Here is a 25,910-nt window from a genome sequence, read left to right as displayed (position 1 = left end):
TCATTTTCTCTTTTGCAAAAAAATTCTTGCCTAACTTCCAAATCGATAAAATCATAGGAGAGATTAATTGGAACGTAGCAAGTAACACTATAAAAATTGTTAAGTAATATTCCAACATTCGAGACTCCCTTGAAACTAATTGTAAAACAAATCATAAAAATCGCAACACTTTTGGTAATACTATCAACCAGCGTTTCTGCAGAGAACATTCTCCTCAAAAAAGGAGGAACTATCAAAGGGAAAGTTGTAGAACAAGACCAATACAAGCTTAAAATCAGAAAAGAAGACGGAACCACAATTGTTCTCAACAAAACAGAAATCTTAAAAGTTGTTTATAAAGAAAACTTAACAGCTGCAGAAGAAGATAAACTCAGAAAAGCAGAAGAAGATAAAGAACGTATCAAACGAGAAAAAGAAGAAGCGGCAAGGCTTAAAAAAGAGCAAGAAGAAGCAGCTCGTTTGGAAAAAGAAAACGCTAAAAACAATGCGATTCTAGAAGCAGAAGCAAAACGAAAACAAGAAGAAGATGCAAAACTTGCGGATGCAGAAAGGAAAAGTCTAACACGAGCAGGTGCAACCTGGCGATCTGCTGTTCTCCCAGGATGGGGTCAGTGGAAACAAGGAAGAAAGGTACAAGCGATTGTTTACCCTTCCATCATTGCCATTGGACTCTTTTTTACTTATGACAAACACCGTATGTATCTCAATGCAAAAAGAGATTATAATAATTTAGATAATCCTTATACAACAAATGGACTCTTCCGTGCTGCCTTCACACCACAAACCGCTGCTGTTTCACCTGGAGAGGCAGTGGTTGCAAGCCAACTTGGACCATTTAAGGGCCAAAGAGAATCTGTGGAAAGGCACTACCAAGAAATGCAATACATTGGGATTGCCACCTTACTTGCGTATGCTTGGAACATCTTTGATGCATATTACTTCCACCCCACAGGTTCTGGACTCAGTATGGATGATACGAGGAAAGAAAAGTTTTTCCTCCATTCAACGGTAGACAGAGTTGGATACCACCCTACAGCAATCGCTGGTGACAGAGGTATTGAACATCGCACTCAATTAGGTTACGAATTCACCTTCTAACTAGAATTAAACTGACTTTACCACTCCACTTATTTTAGATCAATTCTAAATCTCAAGTCCATCCTTGACAAAAATCAAGGGTGGAACATAGTCTCGCTTCCCTGTTTTTCTTTCTTTTCTTCGTCTTCTTTATATAAAGGATTAAGTTCTCTAAAGAAATAGAACTGATAAAGATTAAGGAGAGAAACATTGGCTACGGAAAAAACTCAATATGACGATTTTATCGTAAAAGGGTTTATCATTTCAGCGTTAGTCTGGGGCGTTGCATCAATGACATTTGGTGTCATCATTGCCTTCCAACTTGTGTATCCACAGCTGAATTTGGAATTACCTTGGACGAGCTTCGGAAGACTACGACCTCTACATACCAATGCTGCCATATTTGGTTTTGCATTGAGCGTAATCTTCGCCACTGCTTATCATACAGTACAAAGACTTTGTCGCACAAGAATGTGGAACGACACTCTTTCCAAACTGCATTTGGCATTATACAATCTATCAATTGTTTTAGCTGCGATCACATTACCACTCGGTTACAGCCAATCAAAAGAATATGCTGAATTAGAATGGCCCATCGACTTACTCATTGTTGTATGGTATGTAATCTTTTTTGCAAATTACCTCATGACGGTACTCAAACGAAAAGAAGAACAAATGTATGTTGCCATTTGGTTTTACATTGCTTCCTTCGTGACAGTTCCCCTACTCTTCATTGTGAATAACATCGTAATCCCTGCAGGATTCTTAAAATCGTATTCGGTTTACGCAGGAGTATTTGATGCCAACATCCAATGGTGGTATGGTCACAATGCTGTAGCATTCGTACTCACAACTCCATTTTTGGGACTTATGTACTACTACCTCCCAAAACACATCAAACAACCAATTTACTCACATAGACTCTCCATCATTCACTTTTGGTCTCTCATCTTTATCTACATTTGGGCAGGTCCTCACCACTTATTGTATTCACCAATCCCTGAGTGGTTACAAACGACTGGTATGGTATTTTCCATCATGTTATGGATGCCGTCTTGGGGTGGTATGTTAAATGGATTTTTAACACTCACACAAGCCAAAGATAAAATCAAAGTGGATGCAACCCTCAAAATGATGTTAGCTGCCGTTACATTTTACGGTATGTCAACATTCGAAGGACCTCTTCTTTCGATCCGTGCGGTTTCTGCTTTAGGTCACAACACAGACTGGATCATTGGTCACGTTCACTCGGGAACTTTAGGTTGGGTTGGTTTTATGTCAGCCGCTGCCTTGTATTACTTAGTCCCTAGACTTTGGAATGCAAACCTCTATAGCGAAAAATTGGCGAATGCACATTTTTGGCTCGGAACTCTTGGGATCCTACTCTACATCATTTCCATGTGGGTATCTGGGATCACAGAAGGATCAATGTGGAGAGCTGTTGGTGAAAACGGTGAACTCGTTTACAAAGATTGGGTCGAGATCGTTGAGTTCTTAAAACCATTTCGTTTGTTCCGTGCGATTGGAGGAACACTCTACCTAACAGGGATTATCCTTATGGTGTATAACTTTATCAAAACCATTCAAAACAAAGACAGTGGTTTTGTGGAACAAGACTTACGTATAGGAGTGAAATCATAATGTTTGGTTTTAACAAATTCTTAGATTGGTTTTCAGAAATTGCTGACCGTTGGGATACAAAAGGTGTCAAGTTTACTATTTATACAACCATTGCGGTTGTGATTGGTGGACTTTTTGAGCTCATCCCGCCGTTTTTCCTAACCAAAACGGTCACTCCAATATCCACTGTAAAACCATATTCAGCATTGGAGTTGGCAGGTCGTGATACCTACCAAAGGGAAGGTTGTATTGGTTGTCATACACAAATGGTTCGTCCTTTTAAATGGGAAGTGGATCGTTTTGACCCAACTAAATCGTATGGACGAAATGGTTATTCCAAAGGTGGTGAGTTTGTTTACGACCATCCATTCCTTTGGGGTTCAAAACGTACGGGACCAGACTTAGCACACGAGTCCCAAATGTTACGATCAAATGAGTGGCATAAAAACCACCTCATCAACCCAAGAACCGTAGGTGGTGTACCAAACTCCATTATGCCAGCCTATCCATGGTTATTCGAAGAGTCACACAAAGTAGATGTCGAACAAGTAGTTGCAAATATGAAAGCATTACGATCCATCGGAGTACCATATTCCGAAGAGGATTTAGCCAATGCTCCATCACTTCTCAAAGATAAAACTGAGGGAGATGCACTTGTTGCTTATTTGCAAAAACTGGGACGTGACTCTGCAGAGTTACAAAAAGGGATGAAGTAAAGTCATGAATGACGCCGACCTTCTCTTAATCTATAAAAGTTTGCGATTGCCGATCCTTGTGATCGCTATAGCATACATCACCTACTACGTTTATAAAAAACGCAGTAAAGAAGAAATGGAAAAACCCAAGTATCGAATGCTTGAGGAGGATTAATACGAATGAAAGAACCAAAAGAAGTAGACGGAATCTTCCAAGCCGACAATCCAATGCCACCTTGGTGGAAATTAGTATGGCTCATCAGTATCATCGTATCCATCGGTTATGTTGTATACTTTCACTGGTACTCAGATTGGCCACAGGATGTTGCTTTCGAAAAAGAAGTAGCTGAACACGAAACTAAGTTTCCAACAAAACAAGTTGTTGCAAATCCAGAAGATGGCTCAAATCCATACCGTGATGATGCTGTTGCGATTAAAGAAGGTGAGAGCACTTACAAACAAATTTGCTCAGCTTGCCACGGCCCAACGGCAGAAGGTGCGGTAGGACCAAGTTTGGTTGATAAAGATTGGATTCATGGAAACACTGATAAAGAAGTGTTTAACAACATCATGAAAGGAATTGGACCAGAAAGACAAAAACTCAACCGAGGTGGTATGCCGGCTTGGGAAGGTTTAGGTGCTGAGAAAGTTTATGCTGTTATGGCATGGATTGCAACAAAGAACAGTAGTTTGGTAAAGGCAAAATAAAGATGATCATATCAAGACCCCAATCAGGAAAAGTAAGGACACGAAGAAATATCGTTATGAGTTTTCTCGTGGGATTATTTTTAGTCGCACCTTGGGTGGTGTTACCTGAAGGTAGCCCACTCATCCGACTGGACATCCCGAAGAGGATGTTTCACTTGTTTGGTGGTCTTTTTATCCCACAAGAAGGACTGATCCTATGGTTTTTCCTTCTCACAATGGGATTGTCACTTTTCTTTTTTACATCCGTCATTGGACGTGTCTGGTGCGGATGGGGTTGCCCCCAAACCATTTATACCGACTTATTCGACCGAATTGGTCGGTTTGTTTTAGATTCTAAATATGGAAAAAAAGACGCATCCATTATAGGAAAATACACTGTGTATTTTTTATGGATCGTAGTCTCATTTATTGCTTCCTTTCACTGGATTGCGTATTTTGTAAGCCCCTATGAAATGTTAGCTGATTACATGAGTTTATCAGCATTTTCCGAAACATATTTTTATTTTACCTTATTTTTTACTGCTGCGATGTTCATTGATATTGGTTTTATCAGAGAACAATTTTGTCGATATGCTTGCCCTTATGCAAGATTCCAAACCCTTCTCATGGATGAACATTCCTGGAATGTAACTTACGATTTCAAACGTGGTGAACCACGTCGTGATGGAAAAACCAAAATCGGTGACTGCATTGCTTGTAATATGTGTGTGGTAGTTTGCCCAACAGGAATTGATATCCGTGATGGCTTACAAGTAGGCTGTGTTGCCTGTGGGAAATGTGTGGATGCATGTACATCCATCATGGCAAAAGAAAACAAAAAAACCTTAATTGGTTATTTTTCCCTCAAACAAATTGAAACCGGTGATAAAATCAAATGGGTTCGACCACGGACAGTGGTCTATGCAATTTTATTAGGTGTGGTTCTCACAGGGGCAAGTATCCAACTTCTCACAAGAATTCCGATGTCAATGATTGCTGCTTCCAATAAATCAATGCCCCCTATCCTCATTCCAGATAATAAAATAAGAGCCTTTGTAGCACTTAGAATTCAAAACATTGCTCCAGTCGAAAAAGAATTCCAACTCACTGCTTTTGATACAAGGCATGGAAAGGAGATCCTGATTCGATCAGGTGAAGAAAACAATCAATTCACATTAGGTTCAGGAGAAATCAAAAGCATTTCTGTTGTGTTGGAAACGCAAACCCTCTCCGAACAGGAATTAAACGAAGGATATTTACCTGGTTCCATCGTTTTAAAAAACACACAAGATCCAGATGAGAAACTAGAGAAAAAACTATCACTGTCTCTACCGAGGAAATAATTATGTTCAAAGACTTACACCCTAGTTTACGCAATGCAATGTATGTAGTATTGTTTAGTTTTACTGGCCTTGTGGCTGCAACATTTTATACAATACGTCTTACTTACAAACATTTTGAACCAGTCATGGACAAAAACTATTATGAAATTGGTTTGAATTATGAAAAGGCGATCGAGAATCAAAAAGAATTGATCAAACAAGGTTACAAATTGTCTACCAATTGGGACAAAACAACAATACTTCCTCTAGGTGATTTAGAATTAACAGTGACTTTAAATCAAAACGAATCATTTGTGAAAGCAGATTCAATGTATGTCATACTGGAACGTAATGCAACCACCAAAAACACTACTCGATATGATTTAAAACCATCAGATCTCACTTTCACTGGAAAAATTCCATTAAAGGAATCAGGAACTTGGAACATGAGGCTGATTGCAAATATCAGCGGAAAATCCTTTGAGAGAGAAGGTAAAATCATAGTTAAATGAAGGAAACAACATCACAAAACACAACAACGGAATGTGACCACTGTGGGAATCCAATTCGTTTGGTTCGTATCGAATCCAAATTGGGGGACGAAACAAAAGTTTTCTGTTGTGAAGGTTGTGAAACGGTTTATTCCATTATCCATTCATTGGGTGGTAGTTACTATTACAGCCTAAAAGGAAATACAAAACTCAGTCCCGTTGAAATCGAAGAGAATGACACCGAGATTGAGAATGAATTGGTATACCAAAAGTTCGTAAGGCCTTCCGGAGAATTTTCTGAAGTTTCAATCCAAATCACGAATATCCATTGTTCTGCCTGCGTTTGGATCAATGAAAAAGTTTTGAATGAGGAAGAAGGAATCCTATCTGCTCAAATTAATTTTGCTTCTGGGCGTGCAAGAATCCGATTTGATAAATCTAAGATTAAAATCGCACGTATTCTTTCTCTAATCCGTGCGATTGGTTATAAACCGATTTTATTCTCCCCTACCGAAGGGAATTTACAAAAATCAAAACAACTAAAAACTTTATTACTTCGCATTGGTGTGGCGGGTTTTTGTTTTGGAAATATCATGATTCTCAGTGTTGCATTGTACTCTGGTTACTTCACTGGAATTGATCTCAATCTCAAACGTATGTTTCACTATGCCTCTTGGGTTTTTGCAACACCTGCCTACTTATATTCCGGATTCCCTTTTATGTCGGGGTTTTTAACAAGTATTAGAAGGCGAACTCTCTCCATGGATTTCCTTTTATTTTTAGGAATTTCGATGGCTTACTTCTATTCCGTCTTTGTCACCTTAACCGATAAGGGAGAAGTGTATTTTGATTCCGTCGCGATGATTTATTTCTTTATTTTAATAGGTAAGTACTTTGAAGAAAAGGCAAGGGTCTTTGCTTCTGATAAATTAGAATCAATTCTTTGTAAACTTCCAGAAACTTCAGTTCTTATCAGTGAAAATACTGAAACCACAATCCCTAGTAGCGAGATTAAGTTAGGTGATAAAATCCAAGTTGCTCCAGGTAAACGAATTCCTGTCGATGCAATTTTATTGTCAAAGGAAACCTATGTTGATGAATCATTTTTAACAGGGGAATCTGTTCCGATTCGAAAACAAACAGGAGATACCATTCTTGCTGGTTCCCTCACAATGGACAATCCAGCTCTTATCCTCGCCAATTCTGATTACCATGCTTCGACATTATCTTCACTGAAACTACGATTAGAGGAAGCTCTTCACTTAAAACCAAAAATCCAAATCCTAACTGAAAGAATTGCCTCTTATTTTATTTCTGTCGTTTTCCTATTGGCATTTGTTTGTTTTGGAGTCTGGATGTTTGTCACAAATGGTAATTTAGAACAGAGTTTGGTCACAACGATATCTGTTCTGATTGTTGCCTGTCCATGTGCTTTAGGAATTTCAGTTCCCACGGCCCTCGTCACAAATCATATTTTGAATGCTGAAAAAGGTGTACTTTTAAAAAATCCGTCCGTTGTGGAAACTTTAGCAAAGGCAAATACAATTTATTTGGATAAAACAGGGACACTCACGGAAGGGAAATTCCTTGTTCGTTTGGTGACTGTTTCAGAAGACCACCTACCATTTGTTTATCGAATCGAAAAGGAAATTAACCATCCCTTAGCCAAATCTCTCGTAAAGTATCTTTCCCCTTTCCATTTGGTGAAGGAAAAAGCAAAAGAAATGGATCTTGTCCAATTACAGAATATCCCAGGACAAGGTGTCAAAGGAACTATCCTTTGGTTGGGTAACGAACATTCGGTTCTCATTGGAAACCAAACTCTTCTGAAAGACCAAAACATAACCATTGATTCCCATACAGAGAAAGAAGGCTCTATCATCTACGTTGCCATTGATGGTAAGATGTTAGGGCAATTTGTACTGGCAGATGAAGTGAGGCAAGGTGCTCATTCATTTGTGACTTTACTGAAACAAATGATTCCAAAAATAGCCATCCTTTCTGGCGATCGTTTCCCAGCGGTAAAATCCATTGCAAATACATTAGGGATCCAACAGTTTTATTCAGATCTTTCTCCCGAAGAAAAAGCAAATATCATCCAAGATTCACAAAACAAAGGCAATGTGGTCATTATGGTGGGTGATGGAATCAATGACAGTTTATCTTTGGCTAGGGCAAATGTTTCCATTTCGCATACGGAAGCTGAAGATATGTCACTCGAAAAATCGGACGTCGTACTTACTTCTGGAAATTTAAACGGACTCATTCATTCTTTATTATCTGCCAAAAAAACAAAAGAAGTCATATTACAAAACATTATCATTTCTTTCTGTTACAATTCGATTATGTTACCACTTGCCATGTTTGGTTTGATGTTACCCGTAATCTGTGCAGTATTTATGGCTTGTTCTAGTTTGACAGTTCTCATCAATTCGTTATCAATACGGATAAGGATCCCCAAATGGAAGCCCTCTATTTAACCATTCCCATGGCAATGTGTATTGCTGGTTTCTTTTTATATGTATTTGTTTTGGCATTCCGAAAAGGCCAATTCGAAGACATTGAGTCACCTAAATATAGAATGTTTTTTGAAGAAGAATACCCTGTTCAATCAAAAGTGGAACCTTCCTTAACAAAAGCAGAAGACAAACAAAATGGACCAACTGACAAACCTTAGTTTTTTTGCTTCTATCATTATCTATGGTTTACTCAGTAGTTTTCACTGTGCCTTGATGTGTGGACCGTTTATTTCTCTCCTGCAAACATCGAATCCATCCAAACAAATACCCGTGATTCTCTATCATTTAGGCCGGATGGTATCGTATTCCTTTTTAGGAATTGTGTTAGGATTGATGGGCAAAGGAGCAAACGCAATAGGAGAACTCAAGTCCATCCAAAGCATTGCTGGAATTTTTACATTTGTCCTGTTACTCTTTTTTTTGATACGTATGCTTTTCCTTTCAACAAATTCTAAATTTGGAACATTACCAAAAGGGATTTCTAATATTTTACAAAAAATCCGTGAAAAAACAAATCTGAATGGTTTAGGGTTTGGAATTGGAATTCTCAGTGCTCTCCTACCCTGTGGTGTTTTGTACCCAGCATATGCTGCATCCTTTGCAACAGGAAGTGCAGTTACAGGGGGGCTTGTGATGTTTTGTTTTTATCTAGGCACAATCCCAATGCTGACTGGCCTAAGTGTTGTTATGGGGAAAATCCGAAACTACATTCAACCCAAGTGGATTCCAGTTTTTGGTACTGTGATCATTCTCACTTCACTTGGGTTTTTACTCTTCCGATTGTTCTTTCATGCCCACTCGGAGTCTTGTGATCATTTGATCTAAAAGTTATGCCCTTCCTCGAAAGTACTTTTCTTTAAAGTGACTGACGACACTTGGATTGATTTTAGTTTCGATTGTACTTCCAATCACAGCGATGAGTTTTTTGGCCAAAACACGGTCATGGTTGGCTAACCATCGGCGGTATTCCATATTCAAACCGGATTCACCCACTAAGATCACTTCATTTGGTGAATCTAATGTTTTGGTGATCTCTGCAAAATCCCATTTGTCGGTTTCTTTCAATTTTTCCCATGACTTTGATTCCATGTGATCTGATTCTAACTTGATCATCTCAATTCGTTTTTTGTTTAAGTAGAGAATGCAAGCGTTCATTTTATATTGTTCCTTCCCAAATTATGACGAAACAATTGAATAAAATATACCTAATTCTTCAGTAAGATGCCTCCAAATTGTACTGATATTTATCAATGACAAATATCAATCAAAACTCAAACTCACGATCGATTCAGAACTTAGTTCTTCGACCAAATAACTCATGTTACTGATCATTTCGTTGGGTTCAATCACCCATTGGTGAAAGGTAAATGAGGACAAAATGAGAAAACTCAGCCCAAATGAGACAACTAGGTTTCGATTCTTACGTTGTGTTCGCATCTTGGTTTCAATTTTACGAACAATACGCGATTCAAAATCAGAATCATTCAATAATTCTTCCCATCTTTTATGATTCTTGGAATTCATTTTTCACTCCTGGCAACGATTTTCGAATCCATTCTTTTGTACGAAACAATCTGGATTTTACGGTTCCCTCTTTGATGTTAAGTTCGTTTGCAATTTCATCCATTGTTTTGCCTGATAAATACAATCGTACTGTCTTTTGGTATACTTCTGGGATTTTGAGTAAGGTAGATTCAATCCACTCTTGTTTTAAAATGGAATGATTCTCATCAGATTGGAATAAGTTCGATTTGTTTTTTTGTAAATATCGTTTTGCTTTCTCTTCTTCTCGCAAACGTTTTTCGTTCATACGTAAGGCTTCATTTTTTGCAATCGTGTAGATCCAAGTGGAAAGCTTAGATCGACCATCAAAACCACCTTTTTCGAGGGACTTAAAAACACGAAAATACACTTCCTGAACTACATCTTCAGTGGCATCGTCAAAACGATCGATGAGTGTGTCACCGATCGTTTTTAAAACCAAGTATTTGGTTTCTTTGACTACAGATTCGAAGTCAAAATTTGCCATGTTTTACTCTTCAGGTGATTGGTGACGAGATGCAAATTTTTCAACGAGTTCCGCAAATTTTTCCCGTTGTTCTGGTTTTAGAACCGCATGGAACTCAACAAGTTTTGTTTGGAAAAACTTACGCATTTCTTGGTGGCGTGTTTCTCTTTCTGCACTCATTTTGTCGAGATACTTGGTATCAATTTTTTCAGAACGAATCTGACTTGCTAATTCTTTGGCCCAAGATTCATGTTTTGGTTTCATCTCCTTATGTTTAGCAATGAGTTCTGCTTTGATACTTTCTAGTTTTGCTTTCTGAGCATCATCCAAATCTAATTTTGAAGTGAGTTTGGAGGTTACCCATTCGATTCGTTTTTCAAAGTCTTTGTGACCACGGCAATTTCCAAAGGCAAACGCCATAACTGAAACAAGACCAAGAGTCGTTGTGATTTTGAGAGCTTTTTTAAAAGAGATCATAAAACCTTCCTTTTTTGTTTTGAGAATATGACCCGGAAGATTTTGAAATGGTTCCCTGCCCTAAAAAAAAGAGCAGGAAAAATATGGGAAGATTTTAGAAGCTTGGGAACGGATCTCCAGTAATATATCCATCTGTTTTCAAATCCTGGCAGGATATAATATTTGTGATCAAAGACCCAAGTACAAAACCTTTGAATCCAGTAATGTCATCGATGCATTGATCAACATCTGCTTTTACATAATATTTATCTGATTCAATTTTTGCAATATCGGAAGCGAGTAATGTGATAAGTGAAATCGCAGGTCTTCCTGCCAATAGAGTTGAATTAACCAAATCGGTTTGGATGGCTGCATCCGTGATTCGACCCGCAGCGACAGAACCTTTTTCCCTATCAATTGTTGCACCAAGTGGATTTAAAACCAAACAGTTGGTGAAAGAAAGTGCGATGGCACCTAAAAGCAATTTTTTTAACATATTGAATCCTTTTACGATTGTTTGTTCTCATTTGAAAATCTAGCTTTCGAATATCAAGAAAAAACTAATCGAATTGATAATTTAACAGCTATCAATCGCCAACAATGAATGTTGTTAGATACCACTGCCCATTCTTTTTTTCGAAAAAAGCTCTGTAGTCGAGAGGACTACGGATGAATCGATCACAAACAAATCCGGCTTTTCCCTGAGGTGTACAAATCTTTTTCCAATTACAATTACTTTCCTTTTCCAGTCTCCTTCCATCCAAATCATCAGCCTCTGACTTAACAATTTGGTAACTGAGTTGGGCAATCACCTTTGATTCTTTTGATGCCTCCTCTCTTACATTTACATTTTTACCAATGATGAGATAATGCGAAAAGGGATCATAATCACTTGGGAATGTTTCAAAAAAATAAGGAGCTACCATTTGGCCTTCCGCATTTTGACGTAACCCTAACTGGATTGTATCATTCATTAAATTCCAAAAATCAGAATCATTTGGTTTTTCTGTCAGTTGGAATGATTTTAAAAATTCTTTTTTGCCAGTTTCTGGACCAAAAGTAAAATGAATGTCTTTGTCCAAAAAAGATTCTAAGGATTTACGATCTTTTGATTTTAAGGTTTTTAAAAATTTGACTTTGAATTCCGAAAAACTTTTGTCTTTCGATGAATGGTCGATAGGTGACAAAACTTTTGTAACAAAAGGTTCACATGGCAGAAGAACCATAGGGAAAAGGAAAAAACAGAAAATGGAAATGTAATTCAACATATACTTGGAAATAAATTTTCTTAGTTGATTCGAAGAATCAATTCTTTTTCGTCACGGATTGGTAGGAATTACATTGTTTGGTAAGACCCAAATTGTCACGAATCTCTTCTAATGTACGTTTTTTACGTTTTAACTCACACACTTTCAAAAACAATTCTTGGTATTCCTTGTCCAATTTTTCGCCTTCTTCATCTTCATCTGTGAGAACAAGTTTTGCAATTTCAGGACAAGTCCGTTCTGAATCAGGTAAAAGTTGAAAAATCGTTTTGACTGTTTCTTCTTTCTGTTTACAAGTTACTTCCAAATTTGTCTTTTCAATACCAAACAAAAAGATCGTAGAAAATGGAAGGCTAAAGTATATAAATAGGAATGTGAATTTCTTCATGCAGAACATAAATCTTCTTCCCAATTCTTTTTGGTCTAGTATCTTTCGTTCTCAACTGGAGAAATTCTGAAATGACAGAAACAAATTTTCGGATGGAACATGACCTACTCGGTGAACGAAAAATTCCTAAGGATGTTTATTGGGGGATCCACACATTAAGGGCACTTGAAAATTATCCCATCACGGGGAAGTCCATTGGTACGTATCCTGATTTAGTGCGTGCCCTTGCCCATATCAAAAAAGCGTCTGCATTGGCAAACTTACAATTAGGGCTACTCCCTTCCGAAAAATCAAAATGGATCGTGGAAGCTTGTGATCAAATTTTAAATGGCAAATTCCATTCGGAGTTTGTTGTGGATGTCATCCAAGGTGGTGCAGGAACTTCCACCAATATGAATGCCAACGAAGTAATCACAAACATTGCTTTAGAATTAGCAGGCCATCCCAAGGGTGATTATACTTTTCTTCACCCACTCAATGATGTCAATATGTCACAAAGTACAAATGATGTTTATCCTTCCTCAATCAAATTGGCTGCTGTATTTTCCATCATTGGACTACTTTCTGCTCTAAAAAGTTTGCAGGCATCGTTTCGAAAAAAATCAGATGAATTTAAAGATATATTAAAAATTGGAAGAACTCAATTACAAGATGCAGTGCCAATGACCTTAGGCCAAGAATTCTCAACATATGATGTCATGTTAGGAGAAGACATTTCGAGATTAAAAGAAGCAACTTCCCTCATAGGCGAAATTAATTTAGGTGCTACAGCAATCGGAACAGGGATCAATACTGACATTCGTTATTCGAAAATCGTAACTGAAATCCTAGCCAAACAAACGGGGTTTGATTTAAATGCAGCTCCAAATTTGATCGAAGCAACACAAGACACAGGTGCATTTGTCCAATTATCTGGAGTATTAAAACGAATCGCTACCAAACTGTCAAAAGTATGTAACGATTTACGATTACTCTCGAGTGGCCCACAAGGTGGATTTAATGAAATCAATTTGCCTGCAAAAGCTGCAGGTTCCTCCATCATGCCAGGCAAAGTGAATCCCATCATCCCGGAAGTGGTCAATCAAATTGCCTATGAAGTAATAGGAAATGATATCACGATCACTATGGCGGCAGAAGCAGGACAATTACAATTGAATGCATTTGAGCCAATCATTGCCCATAGTTTATTCAAAAGCATTGAGCACCTAACAGCCGGTTGCAAGACTTTGGAAATCAATTGTGTTTCAGGAATCACAGCAAACCGAAAAGTTCTTGAATCCAGAGTCAAAACATCAGCAGGTCTTGCAACTGCCCTCAATCCATACATTGGGTATGAAAATGCAACCTTAGTCGCCAAACGAGCTCTTGCCGAAAATCGATCTGTGGAATCCATTGTCCTTGAACTTGGATTCTTAGAAGAAAAAAAACTAAAAGAGATACTAAGGCCAGAAGTTTTAACCTCTCCTCATTCCTTATAATGGGTGGTTTTGTCATTTTATTGGTTGCTTCTTTTCCAGAAATCGATAGTTTCTGAGAGAAGTTTTCCAGAATCATGAGCCAAATATCCAAAGTATTTTTGATTGAAGATGATGTTGTTACAACTTTCCTCATCAAAACCCTCATGGAAAAAATATCGTTTGCTTCTGAAATTTTCACATACCCGAATGGATCGGAAGCACTCACTGCCTTACAGTCTTCAGAACAACTACCCGAACTTTTGTTTTTAGATTTGAATATGCCGATCATGGATGGTTGGCAGTTTTTGGATACAATCCAAACGATCACACCCATCTCACAAATCCCGATTTACATTCTCACTTCTTCCATTGATCCTTCCGACCAATCCAAAAGTTTGTCCTTCCCCAATGTGAAAGGTTACCTTGTAAAACCTCTTGGCCCAAAAGACCTCCACCAAATCCAAACTTCCAAAATTCAGTAAGAGACATAATTTTTTACTTCAGTTTTCCAAATTTCGACCGAAGGGAATGGTGTGAAACTCACTGATATCCCGTCTGTTTCGTCTGTCCTTGGCCGAATGGAATCTTTGTCCCAATTGGCAAAGAACCCTAGTACCCTTGTCTCCTTCCCTGAACTGTTAGAAAAGGAATGGAACAAACAAAATGGGGCAAAACAAACAAGTGGAACAAATCCCGTTTCAAACGATTCCATCCAACTTCCTTTTCCTGAGACAGGAAAATCCTTAGAGCCTTCTCTCTCTCGTGGAGCCAAACAAACAGGGGATCTCATTGGTACCATCGAATCCATAGCTGAAGCACAAGGGATGGATCCAAATTTAGTAAAGGCAATGGTGAAGGCAGAATCTGGATTTAAAACGAATGCGGTTTCTCCCAAAGGGGCAATGGGTCTCATGCAACTAATGCCTGAGACAGCAGAAAGTTTGGGTGTAAAGGACCCTTTTGATCCAGAAGAAAACATCACTGGTGGTGTAAAATTCTTAAAAGGTCTAATGAAAGAATTTAAGGATCCAGAAAAGGCAATTGCCGCTTACAATGCAGGTCCTGGTGCTGTGAAACGATACAAAGGTATTCCACCATATGAGGAAACAAAACAATATGTTTCTAAAGTGAAACGTTTTTATAAAGACTTTAGTTCTTAAGATTTAGTAAAAACTCAAATAACCAAACTTTTTTTGTAATCCTGCCGTATATTCGTCAAACGGGCGCTTTGCGGGAACATTCGTAAAGGATTCTTCTATCTTCTTAGAGATAAAACTTAGGTTTTTTTCATTTTTAATTTTATCGAAGGTAGTTTTTTGGATGAGGACATCGTCTTCACTCAATGGAACTATTCCAATCGACCGATTCGATTTTCGGAACAATCCAGATTTTTGCACCAATTGGATGTCTTGGTTCCATATCCCTTCTACATACAAAAAGGATTTATCAGGAATCACTGTTTCTTTTAAATATTTTGTTTTGGTACCTGTTTGGAAATACAAAGCAAAGGAAAACTCTTTTGGTAAATATATAGGATCTGATTTGAGTACAAGTGCCTGACCAAATGATTTGGTTAAATTTTTGGTTTGTGTATCCCAAGGTTCTTTGGCAGAAGAACGCAAATCCTTAAAGATAAAATACACGGAAACAAGGATTGAAATGCCTAAGACAACAGAGGCTGTAATTGTATTCAGTTCTTTTTCTGTTTTTAATAATATATGTCCAATCCCAATGGTTAACATAGGAAGTAATATCATCAATGCTATTTGGTACCAAGTTTTGAAAAGAAAACTGATCGATTTTTCTCCAAAAAAATTGGAGTAAGAGAAAAAGATAAGTGAGATGACAAAAAAAGCTAAGTACCCAAGTAAAAATAAAAACGGAACATTTTTTTTCTTATAAAAAACTGATGTTTTTTGTGCTGCTTTTCTCGAACCACGAATCCCTGTGAAAATCACAAAGAATGTGAAACCCAAATAGAACATGATAAAACTAGAGAAAAATGCAAGAAGAGTGAATGTTGGAAAAATCAGTAAGTCTGTCATCTTCTCTAATCGAAATGTCAAAAAGACGAGTAACAAAAATACCAAACAAAGTGTTTCCGTGAAATAGGAAGTGGGGAATCCGTAGGAAAACGGTAAAAAGGCAGCAAGATAAACCACAAAATAGTGATTTCGTTTCCATTCTACATTTCTGAGTAACAACAAAAAGAAATGTAAAAACAAACTATAAAATAAACCAGCTAACGCAATGAAGGATGGAATGTAATTGCTACCAAAGATTTTTTTCCAAGTGACTACAAACCAAAAAGCAAGTGGTTCTCTTGCAGAAATGAGTCCCCCCTCCTCCGTTGCAGCTTTGGCATTTGCCAAAAATTCCCATTCTGTTTCTGTCGTTGGGAATGGTCTAAAATATGAGAACAACGCATAACCCAAACTTAAGAGTAAGATGCTAAAAATGAATGGAATTGGTGAAAAAGGTTTAGGTTCGCGCATCTTGGAAAAGGCTTAAATTGCCTAGTCCTGTATAAATTTTTAGGTGAAAATATTCCAGAAGATTTTCAATTATACATAGAAATTATAAAACGAGGCAAAGAATGTCCGCCGAAAAAAAAGATTACCTTCTCGTTGACGAGAATGGACAGGGAAAACCTGACAAACCATGGATTTTTAGGACCTATGCAGGGCACACCAACGCAAAAGCCTCCAATGAGTTGTACAGAAAGAACCTTTCTAAAGGCCAAACAGGGCTTTCCATTGCATTTGATCTACCCACTCAGTGTGGTTATAGCTCCGACCACGAAGTCTCAAGGCCTGAAATCGGAAAAGTGGGAGTTCCTATCAACTCACTTGAAGATTTCCGCATTTTATTTGACCAGATCCCAATCGAAGAGATGAACACATCGATGACCATCAATGGAACCTCTATGTGGCTCTTGTCACTTTATGTGGCACTTGCGGAAGAACGTGGAGTCCCCCTCGAAAAACTGAACGGAACCACTCAAAACGATCTCATCAAAGAATATCTGGCACGAGGAACATACATTTATCCACCAAAAGACTCGATGAAAATCATCGTGGATATGTATGAATATTGTCTGCACAATATTCCAAAGTGGAACCCTTCTAACATCTGTTCTTATCACTTACAAGAAGCGGGTGCAACACCTGTACAAGAACTTTCCTTTGCTCTTGCAACAGCGATTGCTGTGTTAGATGCCATCAAAGAAAGAAACTGTTTCACAGAAGATGAATTCGAACAGTGTGTGGGAAGGATTTCCTTCTTTGTCAACGCTGGGATTCGTTTTGTAGAAGAGATGTGCAAAATGCGTGCGTTCACAGAAATGTGGGAAGAAATCACAAAAGAACGTTACGGTGTCAAAAATGCAAAGTACAGAGTGTTCCGTTATGGAGTACAAGTAAATTCACTTGGTCTCACAGAAGAACAACCAGAAAACAATGCATGGAGAATCCTCATCGAGGCATTGGGTGTAACTTTATCTCGTAACGCAAGATGCCGTGCTTTACAATTACCAGCATGGAATGAAGCCCTTTCGCTTCCAAGACCTTGGGACCAACAATGGTCACTTCGTTTGCAACAAGTATTAGCATATGAAACCGATCTTTTAGAATACCCAGATATTTTTGAAGGATCAAAAGTCATTGAATCAAAAGTAAAAGCCCTGAAAGAACAAGCCAAATTGGAAATCCAAAAAATTCTCGATATGGGTGGAGCTCTTGTTGCCATTGAAAATGGTTATATGAAATCACAACTCGTGAAATCACAAACCGAAAGGCTTTCCAAAATCAATTCCAATGAACTTGTGATTGTTGGTAAAAACAAATGGACTGACGGGATCAAATCACCACTTATGACTGACTCTGACGGTGGTATTTTCAAAGTTGATCCTAAATCCGCTGAACAAACATTAGGTGTATTGGCAGAAGCAAAAACACGTCGGAATGCAGAACTCGCTAAAAAATCTTTAGAGGAACTCAAACAAGCAGCAAAAGATGGAAAAAATCTTATGCCATACTCCATTGCATGTGCAAAAGCACTTGTGACAACAGGAGAATGGGCAGATGCTCTTCGCGAAGTGTATGGCGAATATAACCCACCAACAGGTGTAGACGGACAAAAACTTTTCCTCTCTGATGATAAAGTAGCAACTGTTCGCGGGAAAGTGGATGCCTTCACAAAAGCCCATGGCCATAGACCAAAAATTGTTGTAGGAAAACCGGGACTTGATGGCCACTCCAATGGAGCTGAGATGATTGCAGTATCAGCAAAACACAGTGGGTTTGATGTGATTTATTCCGGAATCCGACTTTCTCCAGAGGAAATCGTACAATCTGCGGTGGAAGAAAATGCAAATGTGATTGGACTTTCCATTCTTTCTGGTTCCCATAAAGAAATCGCAAAACAACTATTTGATGAACTTGCTCACTACAAAGCAAACATCCCAGTTGTGATTGGTGGGATCATCCCAGAATCCGATTTTGAAGAACTGAAAAAAATGGGAATCCGTGAAATCTTTACTCCAAAAGATTATGATTTGATGTCGATCATGAACAAAATCATTGATATCATTTCGGTTGAACCAGCCCTCGTTTAAACACGAGATCCAACTGCCTCCACTACATTTCGATATGAATGTTAGTGGAGGTTTCACCTTGAATTTAACTCATTTTACAATGGCACACTCTTTGATGGATTCCACAGAAACACTATCGCAATTGGTTTCAGAAGCACTTCTTGGTGAGAAGTTTCCCATTGCTAAAATCATCTCCAAAATCGAAACAGAAAATAATCTAAGATTTCGAGAAAGTTTGTTCAACGAAATCCAATCTCAAAAACCAAATGCCAAAGAAGGTCTTACCATTGGAATCACAGGAACTCCTGGTGCCGGCAAATCATCGTTACTCGGAGAACTTTGTCGTTTGTTCCTGGACTTTGCACCAGACAAAAAAATGGCAATCGTGGCAATTGACCCCTCTTCCAATATCAGTGGTGGCTCGATACTTGGAGACCGAACAAGAGTCACTCTTCCCAGAAGGGACACAAGGATTTATTTTCGATCACAACCATCTCAACTTGAATTAGGTGGACTTAATCCCTATACCTATCATGTAATCCGTTTTTTAAGAAAGATTTTTGATTATGTATTCATTGAAACGGTTGGTATTGGACAAAACGAAATTTCAGTATCACTCATTTCCGATATTTCATTTCTTGTGATGCAACCTTTGGGTGGTGACCAAGTTCAGTTTATGAAGTCTGGGATTATGGAAGTTCCGGAAGCTTTTATCATCAACAAATGTGATGAAGAATCCCTCGCCAATTCAAGTTATTATATGTTAGAGTCCACTCTCGAATTTATCAAAGACATTCTCCCTGACCAGTCACTTCCACCAATTTTTAAAACATCAGTGGTAAAAAAGAAAGGGATAGAAGAACTATTAAATTTTATTCTAACATATTCGAAACGGAAGGATAAAAATATAGAAACTATAACTCAACTTATGCAGTGGATTCGAAATGAATATGGCCGTTTTGGAATTGGGATTTGGAAAAAAATGGAATCCAATACTTGGAATCAAGCTGTCAGACTCAATTCTTTAGGTGGCATTCATAAGTTCAATTATGAGTTAGAAGAAACAAAATTTTTATCTCTCATTCAAAACAAAATAGCTCAAAACGACAAAAACTAACTCTTAGATTCTTTTTTGATGACACTTAAAAACACTGCTGGGATTGGGCAAGGTTTCCGTTCCGAATAATCAAAAAAGACAATTGCAGTTTTAGCACGAGCAATTTCTTTTCCATCCTTATGTGTGATCACATATAACATATCCAATGATTTTGATGAAATTTGATCTACATACAATTGGATGTTTAGATCATCAGGGAAAAAAGCTTCTGATTTATAAACGATAGCCACATCAGAAACAACTATCCCTTTCCCTTCTACATTGATCTCAGTCCATCCATGGGAATGGAAAAATCTAGCTCTACATTCATGTGTTAGAGTCAGAATTGCATCATGTGCCAAATGTCCGGCAAAATTGATATCTGATATTCGAACAGATAAGGATGTTTCAAATATTTTATGATTTGGAATATCGATTTTTATTCTGGGCACTTAATCAACAAACCACTGGTAACGTTCATCAACTTTTTTGGTTTCTTCTTTCAGGCGATCTGCGCTCCAACCAAGTAACTTAGCAATTTTTTTATCTAAACGAGATCGTTCTGATGGTTCTACTTTCCCAACTGTTCCTACACCAGACCTTCTAAAATAAAAATCAGTTAAATGATGAATGTCTTCATTTAACACAATGTATTCCACTTCGTCTTCATAATACACCTCACCATTTGGAATTCGATATGTATCCAATCCTTTTAATGATAATATTTTCCATGTTAAACTGCCATACCGTTTAACTAATGTATCTAACTTAATGCCGGGGACTTGTGGAAACTTAAATTGAATTTCTGTAACTAATTCTTTAAGATTCTGGTATCTTCCACCGAGTAATGGTGTGAACTTTGTAACACAAGGAACAAGTTTTCCTTTTGTATAAGTATCAATTGCATTCACTAAACTTTCTGCAACCGCTCTACTTGTTGTGTATTTTCCACCTAGTGCAGAAAAAAATCCAGCGAAACCTTCATTTTCATAATGAAATATCTCCGACTTCCTTGATGCAGAGTATGTTCCCTCCGTACTACCTGGATCCTCTACAAGTGGTCTTAATCCACCGTAATAATAATCGACATCTTTTAATGTTAATTTTGCAAAACCAAAACTGAAATTCACTTCATCTATCAAATCAACAATTTCAGATTGTTTAACTTTAAATTTGTCTGGATCATCCTCATATGCAGTATCAGTAGTTCCAATGATTGTTTTCCCACGCCATGGGATCACAAATAAATGTGAGCCATCTCGTTTTGACAATACAACACATTCATTTCCGCAAATATTGCGTACAACTGCGTGGATCCCTTTAGATCGAACTAATTTTTTTTCAGCAGAAATCCCCGCCATTGATTCGATTATATCTGCCCAAGGTCCTGCCGAATTGACAACTACCTTAGCGGATACCAAAACTTTTTTGCCAGTGATTTCATCTGTTAATCCTACCGTATAACCACCGCTATTTTGTTTTTTTAAGGTAGTAACTGCCAAATAATTAAAAGCATGTGCACCTTTTTCTTTAGCAGAAAGGATAAACTCAGTAGTATGTTTCTCAGGATTTGGGTTTGCATAGTCGTAGTATTGGAAACTTCCTTTTAGTGATTTTCTACCAAGTCCCATCACCTTATAAATTGTTTCCGCAACAGAATTCCATCGGTATCTGGGAAGTTGAACATCTGGGTCAATTTCTTTGTTTCTATCAAAAGATAATAAATTGTATAACTCCATTCCTAGCAATAACTGGATCCTTTGGAAGAGAGACCGAATCGGAATGATAAAACCCATAGGTCGAACAGCATGTGGAGAGATTTTTGCTAGATACCTTCGTTCTGATAAAGATTCACGCACAAGACCTAGTTCAAAATTCTTTAAATAACGTAGTCCGCCGTGGATTAGTTTGGAAGTAGCTTGGCTCGTACCAGATGCATAATCATTTTTTTCCACTAGAAGGCAATTGTAACCTCTTAGTGTCGCATCCCATAAAACATTGGCACCTGTAATCCCACCTCCAATGACAAGAATATCGTATTCTTTTTTTAAATGATCTAATCTCGAATTTTCTTGTTTGGTGCTATTTTTCATAAGTTTAACATTTAATAGGTAATACCTTGGAAAGAACTTTAAACTGAGCAGGAAGTTGCCCCATATTTTCTCCATCTACATCGATAAATACATCTTCTTCTGACTCTGCTGTCAGTTCAGTAATTTGTTTTGAAATTACTTTTGCATCATCAGATAATTTTCCTTGGTAAAGATTTCCAAATTTTCGAAGCGTTTCAAAAACGGAAACGTCTTGGATTGCCAATAAATCCATTTTTCCATCATCTAACTTTGCTTTCGGTGCAAACCACATTCCTCCTCCAGCAAATTCGCCATTTGCACAAACAATTAACCTACATTTATTTGTGATTTTCTCAAATTTGGAAAGTGTGAGTGTGATTTTTTTATTCGTATATGAAAACAAACAAACAACTGTATAAAAAAGGAATACACCTTTGCCACCAATAATCCTACCTAATTTTGATTGGTTCACTCTATATACAACTTCTCCACCCATTCCAAAATCAGCCAAGTTCAAACACAAATATTTACCTTTTGATTTATCGGGCTTGGTATAAGTTACATCAATTAAATCAATATGTCTTTCGTTGCCATTTAACACTTGTTCCAAAGCTTTTACCGGATTTTTTGGAACCTTTACCGTTTTGATAAAATCATTTCCCCGGCCGGCAGGGATTGGGCTAAATACAACATTTTGATTGATCAATTTTCCATTTTCAAAAAGTCCATTGATGATATTTGAGAAAGTACCATCGCCTCCAATGCCCAAAATCCAATGATACCCTTGTTTTACAGATTCCTTTGCGATATCCTTTGCGGCTTTTTCTTTGGTAGTTGCTTCATAGGAATAGGGAATCCCCTTTTGGATGAGAATAGGTTCAATTTTTTGCCAAACTTTTGCAGAAAGACCTCCACCCGAAACTGGATTTAAAATTACCTTTATCTTTCTCATCATGTTTCTCCTTTGTTTCCACCTGAAAATAATCCAAAAAATAAAACATGTTCTATCGTTTCTAAATAAGCTTTTTCACTTTTTATTTCATTTTGAAAATGCCCATCGAGAATCACTTCTACTGCACCACGTATCATTCCCCATGCAACGGCCACATTGGGATAGGTTCCTCGTGAGTTGATGAGATTTTCTAGTTTTGCTTGTTTGTAAATTTTTTCTAATAAAGACAATCGATTTGTTCTTTCGTCAGTGAGCATTTTTCTCATGTCTTCCGAAACATTATCTATGTTTAGATTAACTCCACATTGTTTTGCAACGAGGTACATATGTTTATCACCTAAACAATGATCTATGTAGGCTCGAATGGCACGCCTAGACATTTCAATAGCAGTTTTTTCTTCGAAAGCTTTTTCTAGCCTTCCCCGAAGACGAACATAATCTTCATATTGGATACGAGCCATCAAATCATCTTTACTTTTAAAGTGTAGATAAATCGTACCACGGCCAATTTCCAAATGTTTTGCGATATCATCCATCTTCACAAGCGATGGATGTTTTGTTCGAAAAAGTTCAATCGCGCAATTTAGAATGTCCGTTTCTCTTTGTGCAAATTCTCTTTTTTTCCTTTCAGAAACGCCCATTATTTTAATCCCAACAATCCACCTGGATTCATGATTCCCTTTGGATCAAAAGTTTTTTTGAGAGAAGAAAGGATACGAAGCCCTTCTTTCCCTACTTCCTTTTCCATCCATGGAGATAACATTCTTCCGATCCCATGGTGATGTGACAAGGATCCACCATTTTCATGGATACTATCGATAATTCCTTTATGAAATTTAACAAATGAGGAAACTTCATTTTGTTTATCCATTGGGCTTATGAAAATAAAGTATAAATTTGCTCCATTTTCATAGGCATGGGATATATGGACCATACATGACGTATTTTCAAAACTTTTGATATATGCTCGTGTGTTTTCCCAAAGAGTATGAAGGTTTGACCAACTAACAGCTGTCTCTAAGGTATCAATTCGAATGCCTTCATCCATTAAATAATCACGCAAGTATGCACTTGAATACCTTTGGTGTAGCCATTTGTTAACAGGTGATTCTCCGGTGGAGAATCCTCCATTTCGTTTAGCGATCTTTTTGATTTTCTTCAAAACTTCTTTTGTATAAGAAGGGTCCCCATCGATGATGATGTGCATAAGTGACCTTTGCATTGGTTTGTAACCAATAAACCTTAGAAAAAGATCCTCTTTTCCACCATGTAATCCACTCATATGAAAAGAAATATCTGTTTCTTCTGGATCTTGGATTCGGAAAAAATGAGGTTTTCCAAATCCCCCTTGCATTACTTCTCGCATTGTCTCAACTGCACTTTCAAAGTTTTTGAATATAAAAGAACCTTTTGCAGAATTTTGTGAATGGTATTTGCGGATTTTTAAAGTAGCCTTGGTAATGACACCGAAACTTCCTTCCGTTCCAAGAAACAAACGAAACATATCAGGACCGATGGAAGCTGCGGGATAAATTCTTGATTCAAATTTACCAGAAGGTGTAATGGCTGTTAACCCAAGAAGTATATCTTCTATTTTACCGTAACCCGTTGATGCTTGCCCTGCTCCTTTTGCCGCAATCCAACCACCTACAGTTGAAAATTCAAAGGATTGTGGGAAATGTCCGCAGGTATATCCCCTGTCATTTAAATGTTTCTCTAATTCAGGCCCATACACACCAGCTTCAACAGTTACAGTTGAATCAATTGCATTAAATTCAATGATGCGATTCAATCGAGACAAATCAAGGGAGATTCCTCCTTTCGGAGCCTGTAGTGCTTTTGTGACGGTGGATCCTGCACCAAAAGGAATGACAGGAATTTTATTTGCATTCGCAAGTATTAATATTTCTTCAATTTCTTTTTCATTTTTAGGAGAGACCACTACATCGACTACATCCGATACTTCACCGAACCGAGCTTTATAGATCTCGGTATAAAACTTTCCCATTGAATGTTTTGCCCGACTAACATCGTCTAACGAAACATTCGCATTCCCCACAATTTTTTTAAGTTTTGAAATAACTGTAGGAGTTAACTTCGATTTCTTTAATGGTTTTAAAGGAAGTTCACCTTTAGGAAGAGAAGATTTAAATTCGTTTGATACTGGGAATTGATGATTTAAAAAATCCAATGTATGTGAGGGAAGTTTTTCTTCCACTTCTTGTGATCCCCATTTATAGATGTTTCGAGTTTGCATAGAAGTTACCAAAAATCCTTATTTGCTCCAAATTTTGAACCAAATTCACAAATTGACAACCAAAAAATAATTTTGTTCGTTTTATTTAACCACGTAACTCTTTGAAATACTCAGCACGAACAGATGTTAAAAACTCAATTGATAATGTGATTCCGAATAATAATGACAAAGTTTCTCTTAAAACTTCATCCAAATCAAATCCAGTTAACAACCATTCAATGAGTTCAAAACAAATATCTAAAGCTGGTTGAGAATTTGTTGGAGTATTCCCTTTTGCAATCGCAATCAGTAATTTGGAAATTTCAGATGTTTGATTGTTAGCAATTAAATTCCTAATTTCGGTAGGATATGAAACCATTAACTTTTGTTTTATGGCGTTTGGAGTGAATACTAACTGGTCTTCTTTTAAATCCAAAGCCATCAGTAGATGATCTTTTAAATTTTTTTCAGAATGATGGCTATCTTGCCAAACAAGTAGAGTTTTTTCCCCTACGAGAGAGTCTTCAAACGGTGAGAATGGATATGGTTTTTTTTCCATAAAATTCCCAGGTAGATTCCCACCTGGGAGAATTAATGACTTTATTTTTTAGGTGGTACAACCGCGTCTTTGCAAGTTTTAGAAAGTGTGAATTTCACAACTGTTTTTGCAGGAATAACAATCGCTTCACCAGTTGCAGGGTTTCTACCTTTTCTTTTCGGACGATTACGTTTAACAAGTTTACCTAGACCAGGAATGACAAATGCACCATTCTTCTTAGTTTCTTTGTAAGCGAGTTCAACGAAAGAGTCCAAAAATGCTGCTACATTTTTTTTGGTCATTCCAGTTGTTTCAGCGAGTTCGCTGAGCATTTCGGACTTTTTCATTGGGGTAGGAGTTGTTGCCATACTTTGATTTTCCTCTAAACCATTTAACGGTTACACATTATTTACAAAACTACCTGTTTTGGTACAAGA

General features: G+C 37.5%; 30 protein-coding genes. 15 read left to right on the top strand and 15 right to left on the bottom strand.

Translation table 11 applies throughout. From position 1 onward, the window contains the following. Positions 1-129 precede the first annotated feature (129 nt). From ND812_RS17560 to ND812_RS17515, 10 genes are all read left to right on the top strand, one after another. Entirely contained in the window at positions 130-1,098 is a 969-nt protein-coding gene (locus ND812_RS17560) for an LA_0442/LA_0875 N-terminal domain-containing protein (protein WP_265376634.1), read from the top strand. Positions 1,099-1,287: 189 nt separating this feature from the next. After that, entirely contained in the window at positions 1,288-2,718 is a 1,431-nt protein-coding gene (gene ccoN, locus ND812_RS17555) for a cytochrome-c oxidase, cbb3-type subunit I (protein ID WP_108961164.1), read from the top strand. Further along, on the top strand, positions 2,718-3,413 hold the full coding sequence (ccoO, locus tag ND812_RS17550) for a cytochrome-c oxidase, cbb3-type subunit II (protein ID WP_108961165.1): 696 nt from the start codon (positions 2,718-2,720) through the stop codon (positions 3,411-3,413). The genes ccoN and ccoO overlap by 1 nt, the downstream gene beginning before the upstream one ends. A 4-nt stretch (positions 3,414-3,417) precedes the next feature. Then, entirely contained in the window at positions 3,418-3,567 is a 150-nt protein-coding gene (locus ND812_RS17545) for a CcoQ/FixQ family Cbb3-type cytochrome c oxidase assembly chaperone (RefSeq protein ID WP_100715964.1), read from the top strand. 5 nt (positions 3,568-3,572) lie between these two features. Further along, complete coding sequence (locus ND812_RS17540) at positions 3,573-4,100, top strand: c-type cytochrome (RefSeq protein ID WP_265376633.1); 528 nt, start codon at positions 3,573-3,575, stop codon at positions 4,098-4,100. A 2-nt stretch (positions 4,101-4,102) separates the two neighbouring features. Further along, positions 4,103-5,422, top strand: coding sequence for a cytochrome c oxidase accessory protein CcoG (gene ccoG / locus ND812_RS17535; RefSeq protein WP_265376632.1), 1,320 nt, complete (start codon positions 4,103-4,105; stop codon positions 5,420-5,422). 2 nt (positions 5,423-5,424) lie between these two features. Continuing rightward, complete coding sequence (locus ND812_RS17530; protein ID WP_265359552.1) at positions 5,425-5,913, top strand: FixH family protein; 489 nt, start codon at positions 5,425-5,427, stop codon at positions 5,911-5,913. Further along, the gene (locus tag ND812_RS17525; protein WP_265376631.1) at positions 5,910-8,372 is read left to right on the top strand and encodes a heavy metal translocating P-type ATPase; all 2,463 of its coding nucleotides are present in this window, start codon (positions 5,910-5,912) and stop codon (positions 8,370-8,372) included. Before ND812_RS17530 ends, ND812_RS17525 begins: the two co-directional genes overlap by 4 nt. Then, entirely contained in the window at positions 8,354-8,569 is a 216-nt protein-coding gene (locus ND812_RS17520; protein ID WP_265376630.1) for a cbb3-type cytochrome oxidase assembly protein, read from the top strand. The genes ND812_RS17525 and ND812_RS17520 overlap by 19 nt, the downstream gene beginning before the upstream one ends. Beyond that, positions 8,547-9,236, top strand: coding sequence for a sulfite exporter TauE/SafE family protein (locus ND812_RS17515; RefSeq protein ID WP_265376629.1), 690 nt, complete (start codon positions 8,547-8,549; stop codon positions 9,234-9,236). The genes ND812_RS17520 and ND812_RS17515 overlap by 23 nt, the downstream gene beginning before the upstream one ends. A 3-nt stretch (positions 9,237-9,239) precedes the next feature. Here ND812_RS17515 and ND812_RS17510 read toward each other — a convergent pair whose 3' ends face one another. From ND812_RS17510 to ND812_RS17480, 7 genes are all read right to left on the bottom strand, one after another. Then, on the bottom strand, positions 9,240-9,566 hold the full coding sequence (locus tag ND812_RS17510) for a hypothetical protein (protein WP_238761407.1): 327 nt from the start codon (positions 9,564-9,566) through the stop codon (positions 9,240-9,242). 105 nt (positions 9,567-9,671) lie between these two features. Beyond that, positions 9,672-9,935 carry a hypothetical protein gene (locus tag ND812_RS17505; RefSeq protein ID WP_265376628.1) on the bottom strand — a complete coding sequence of 88 codons (264 nt, stop codon included), beginning with the start codon at positions 9,933-9,935 and terminating at the stop codon, positions 9,672-9,674. Further along, on the bottom strand, positions 9,916-10,440 hold the full coding sequence (locus tag ND812_RS17500; RefSeq protein WP_108961172.1) for an RNA polymerase sigma factor: 525 nt from the start codon (positions 10,438-10,440) through the stop codon (positions 9,916-9,918). Before ND812_RS17500 ends, ND812_RS17505 begins: the two co-directional genes overlap by 20 nt. A 3-nt stretch (positions 10,441-10,443) precedes the next feature. Next, complete coding sequence (locus ND812_RS17495) at positions 10,444-10,896, bottom strand: Spy/CpxP family protein refolding chaperone (RefSeq protein WP_265376627.1); 453 nt, start codon at positions 10,894-10,896, stop codon at positions 10,444-10,446. Between the two features lie 94 nt (positions 10,897-10,990). Continuing rightward, complete coding sequence (locus ND812_RS17490; RefSeq protein WP_265359560.1) at positions 10,991-11,371, bottom strand: TIGR04452 family lipoprotein; 381 nt, start codon at positions 11,369-11,371, stop codon at positions 10,991-10,993. A gap of 91 nt (positions 11,372-11,462) precedes the next feature. Further along, positions 11,463-12,143, bottom strand: a complete 681-nt coding sequence (locus ND812_RS17485) for an SH3 domain-containing protein (RefSeq protein WP_265376626.1) — start codon at positions 12,141-12,143, stop codon at positions 11,463-11,465. Positions 12,144-12,180: 37 nt separating this feature from the next. Further along, the gene (locus tag ND812_RS17480) at positions 12,181-12,528 is read right to left on the bottom strand and encodes a hypothetical protein (protein ID WP_407658613.1); all 348 of its coding nucleotides are present in this window, start codon (positions 12,526-12,528) and stop codon (positions 12,181-12,183) included. 71 nt (positions 12,529-12,599) lie between these two features. Between ND812_RS17480 and ND812_RS17475 the strand changes: the two genes are divergently transcribed. The 3 genes from ND812_RS17475 to ND812_RS17465 all read left to right on the top strand — a co-directional run bounded on the left by ND812_RS17475 (position 12,600) and on the right by ND812_RS17465 (position 15,145). Continuing rightward, positions 12,600-14,006 carry an aspartate ammonia-lyase gene (locus tag ND812_RS17475; RefSeq protein ID WP_265376624.1) on the top strand — a complete coding sequence of 469 codons (1,407 nt, stop codon included), beginning with the start codon at positions 12,600-12,602 and terminating at the stop codon, positions 14,004-14,006. 74 nt (positions 14,007-14,080) lie between these two features. Next, on the top strand, positions 14,081-14,467 hold the full coding sequence (locus ND812_RS17470) for a response regulator (RefSeq protein WP_265376623.1): 387 nt from the start codon (positions 14,081-14,083) through the stop codon (positions 14,465-14,467). 51 nt (positions 14,468-14,518) lie between these two features. Beyond that, the gene (locus ND812_RS17465; RefSeq protein WP_265376622.1) at positions 14,519-15,145 is read left to right on the top strand and encodes a lytic transglycosylase domain-containing protein; all 627 of its coding nucleotides are present in this window, start codon (positions 14,519-14,521) and stop codon (positions 15,143-15,145) included. Between the two features lie 3 nt (positions 15,146-15,148). On the opposite strand, the gene ND812_RS17460 is transcribed toward ND812_RS17465, so the two are convergent. Further along, positions 15,149-16,480 (bottom strand): hypothetical protein, encoded by a 1,332-nt coding sequence (locus ND812_RS17460; RefSeq protein ID WP_265376621.1) that lies wholly within the window; start codon positions 16,478-16,480, stop codon positions 15,149-15,151. A 101-nt stretch (positions 16,481-16,581) separates the two neighbouring features. Here ND812_RS17460 and ND812_RS17455 point away from each other — a divergent pair, with 101 nt between their 5' ends. Further along, positions 16,582-18,600: a protein meaA gene (locus ND812_RS17455; protein ID WP_265376620.1), complete on the top strand. Its 2,019-nt coding sequence runs from the start codon at positions 16,582-16,584 to the stop codon at positions 18,598-18,600. 91 nt (positions 18,601-18,691) lie between these two features. Further along, positions 18,692-19,696 carry a P-loop NTPase family protein gene (locus ND812_RS17450; RefSeq protein ID WP_265376695.1) on the top strand — a complete coding sequence of 335 codons (1,005 nt, stop codon included), beginning with the start codon at positions 18,692-18,694 and terminating at the stop codon, positions 19,694-19,696. Here ND812_RS17450 and ND812_RS17445 read toward each other — a convergent pair. The 7 genes from ND812_RS17445 to ND812_RS17415 form a co-directional block, all read right to left on the bottom strand. After that, positions 19,693-20,127: an acyl-CoA thioesterase gene (locus ND812_RS17445; RefSeq protein ID WP_265376619.1), complete on the bottom strand. Its 435-nt coding sequence runs from the start codon at positions 20,125-20,127 to the stop codon at positions 19,693-19,695. The genes ND812_RS17450 and ND812_RS17445 overlap by 4 nt on opposite strands. After that, the gene (locus ND812_RS17440) at positions 20,128-21,768 is read right to left on the bottom strand and encodes a glycerol-3-phosphate dehydrogenase/oxidase (protein WP_265376618.1); all 1,641 of its coding nucleotides are present in this window, start codon (positions 21,766-21,768) and stop codon (positions 20,128-20,130) included. 4 nt (positions 21,769-21,772) lie between these two features. Next, positions 21,773-22,699 carry a diacylglycerol/lipid kinase family protein gene (locus ND812_RS17435; protein ID WP_265376617.1) on the bottom strand — a complete coding sequence of 309 codons (927 nt, stop codon included), beginning with the start codon at positions 22,697-22,699 and terminating at the stop codon, positions 21,773-21,775. Next, positions 22,699-23,340, bottom strand: a complete 642-nt coding sequence (locus ND812_RS17430) for a TetR/AcrR family transcriptional regulator (RefSeq protein WP_265376616.1) — start codon at positions 23,338-23,340, stop codon at positions 22,699-22,701. Before ND812_RS17430 ends, ND812_RS17435 begins: the two co-directional genes overlap by 1 nt. Continuing rightward, positions 23,340-24,956, bottom strand: a complete 1,617-nt coding sequence (locus ND812_RS17425) for an FAD-binding oxidoreductase (RefSeq protein WP_265376615.1) — start codon at positions 24,954-24,956, stop codon at positions 23,340-23,342. Before ND812_RS17425 ends, ND812_RS17430 begins: the two co-directional genes overlap by 1 nt. 85 nt (positions 24,957-25,041) lie before the next feature. Then, positions 25,042-25,494 carry a VanZ family protein gene (locus tag ND812_RS17420; RefSeq protein ID WP_265376614.1) on the bottom strand — a complete coding sequence of 151 codons (453 nt, stop codon included), beginning with the start codon at positions 25,492-25,494 and terminating at the stop codon, positions 25,042-25,044. 41 nt (positions 25,495-25,535) lie between these two features. Beyond that, entirely contained in the window at positions 25,536-25,841 is a 306-nt protein-coding gene (locus ND812_RS17415) for an HU family DNA-binding protein (protein ID WP_004788037.1), read from the bottom strand. Positions 25,842-25,910 lie beyond the last annotated feature (69 nt).

The organism is Leptospira limi (genome assembly GCF_026151395.1).
GTDB classification, from domain to species: Bacteria; Spirochaetota; Leptospiria; order Leptospirales; family Leptospiraceae; genus Leptospira_A; species Leptospira_A limi.
Note: the sequence above shows the minus strand (reverse complement) of the source record. Positions and strands in the feature narration are given on the sequence as shown.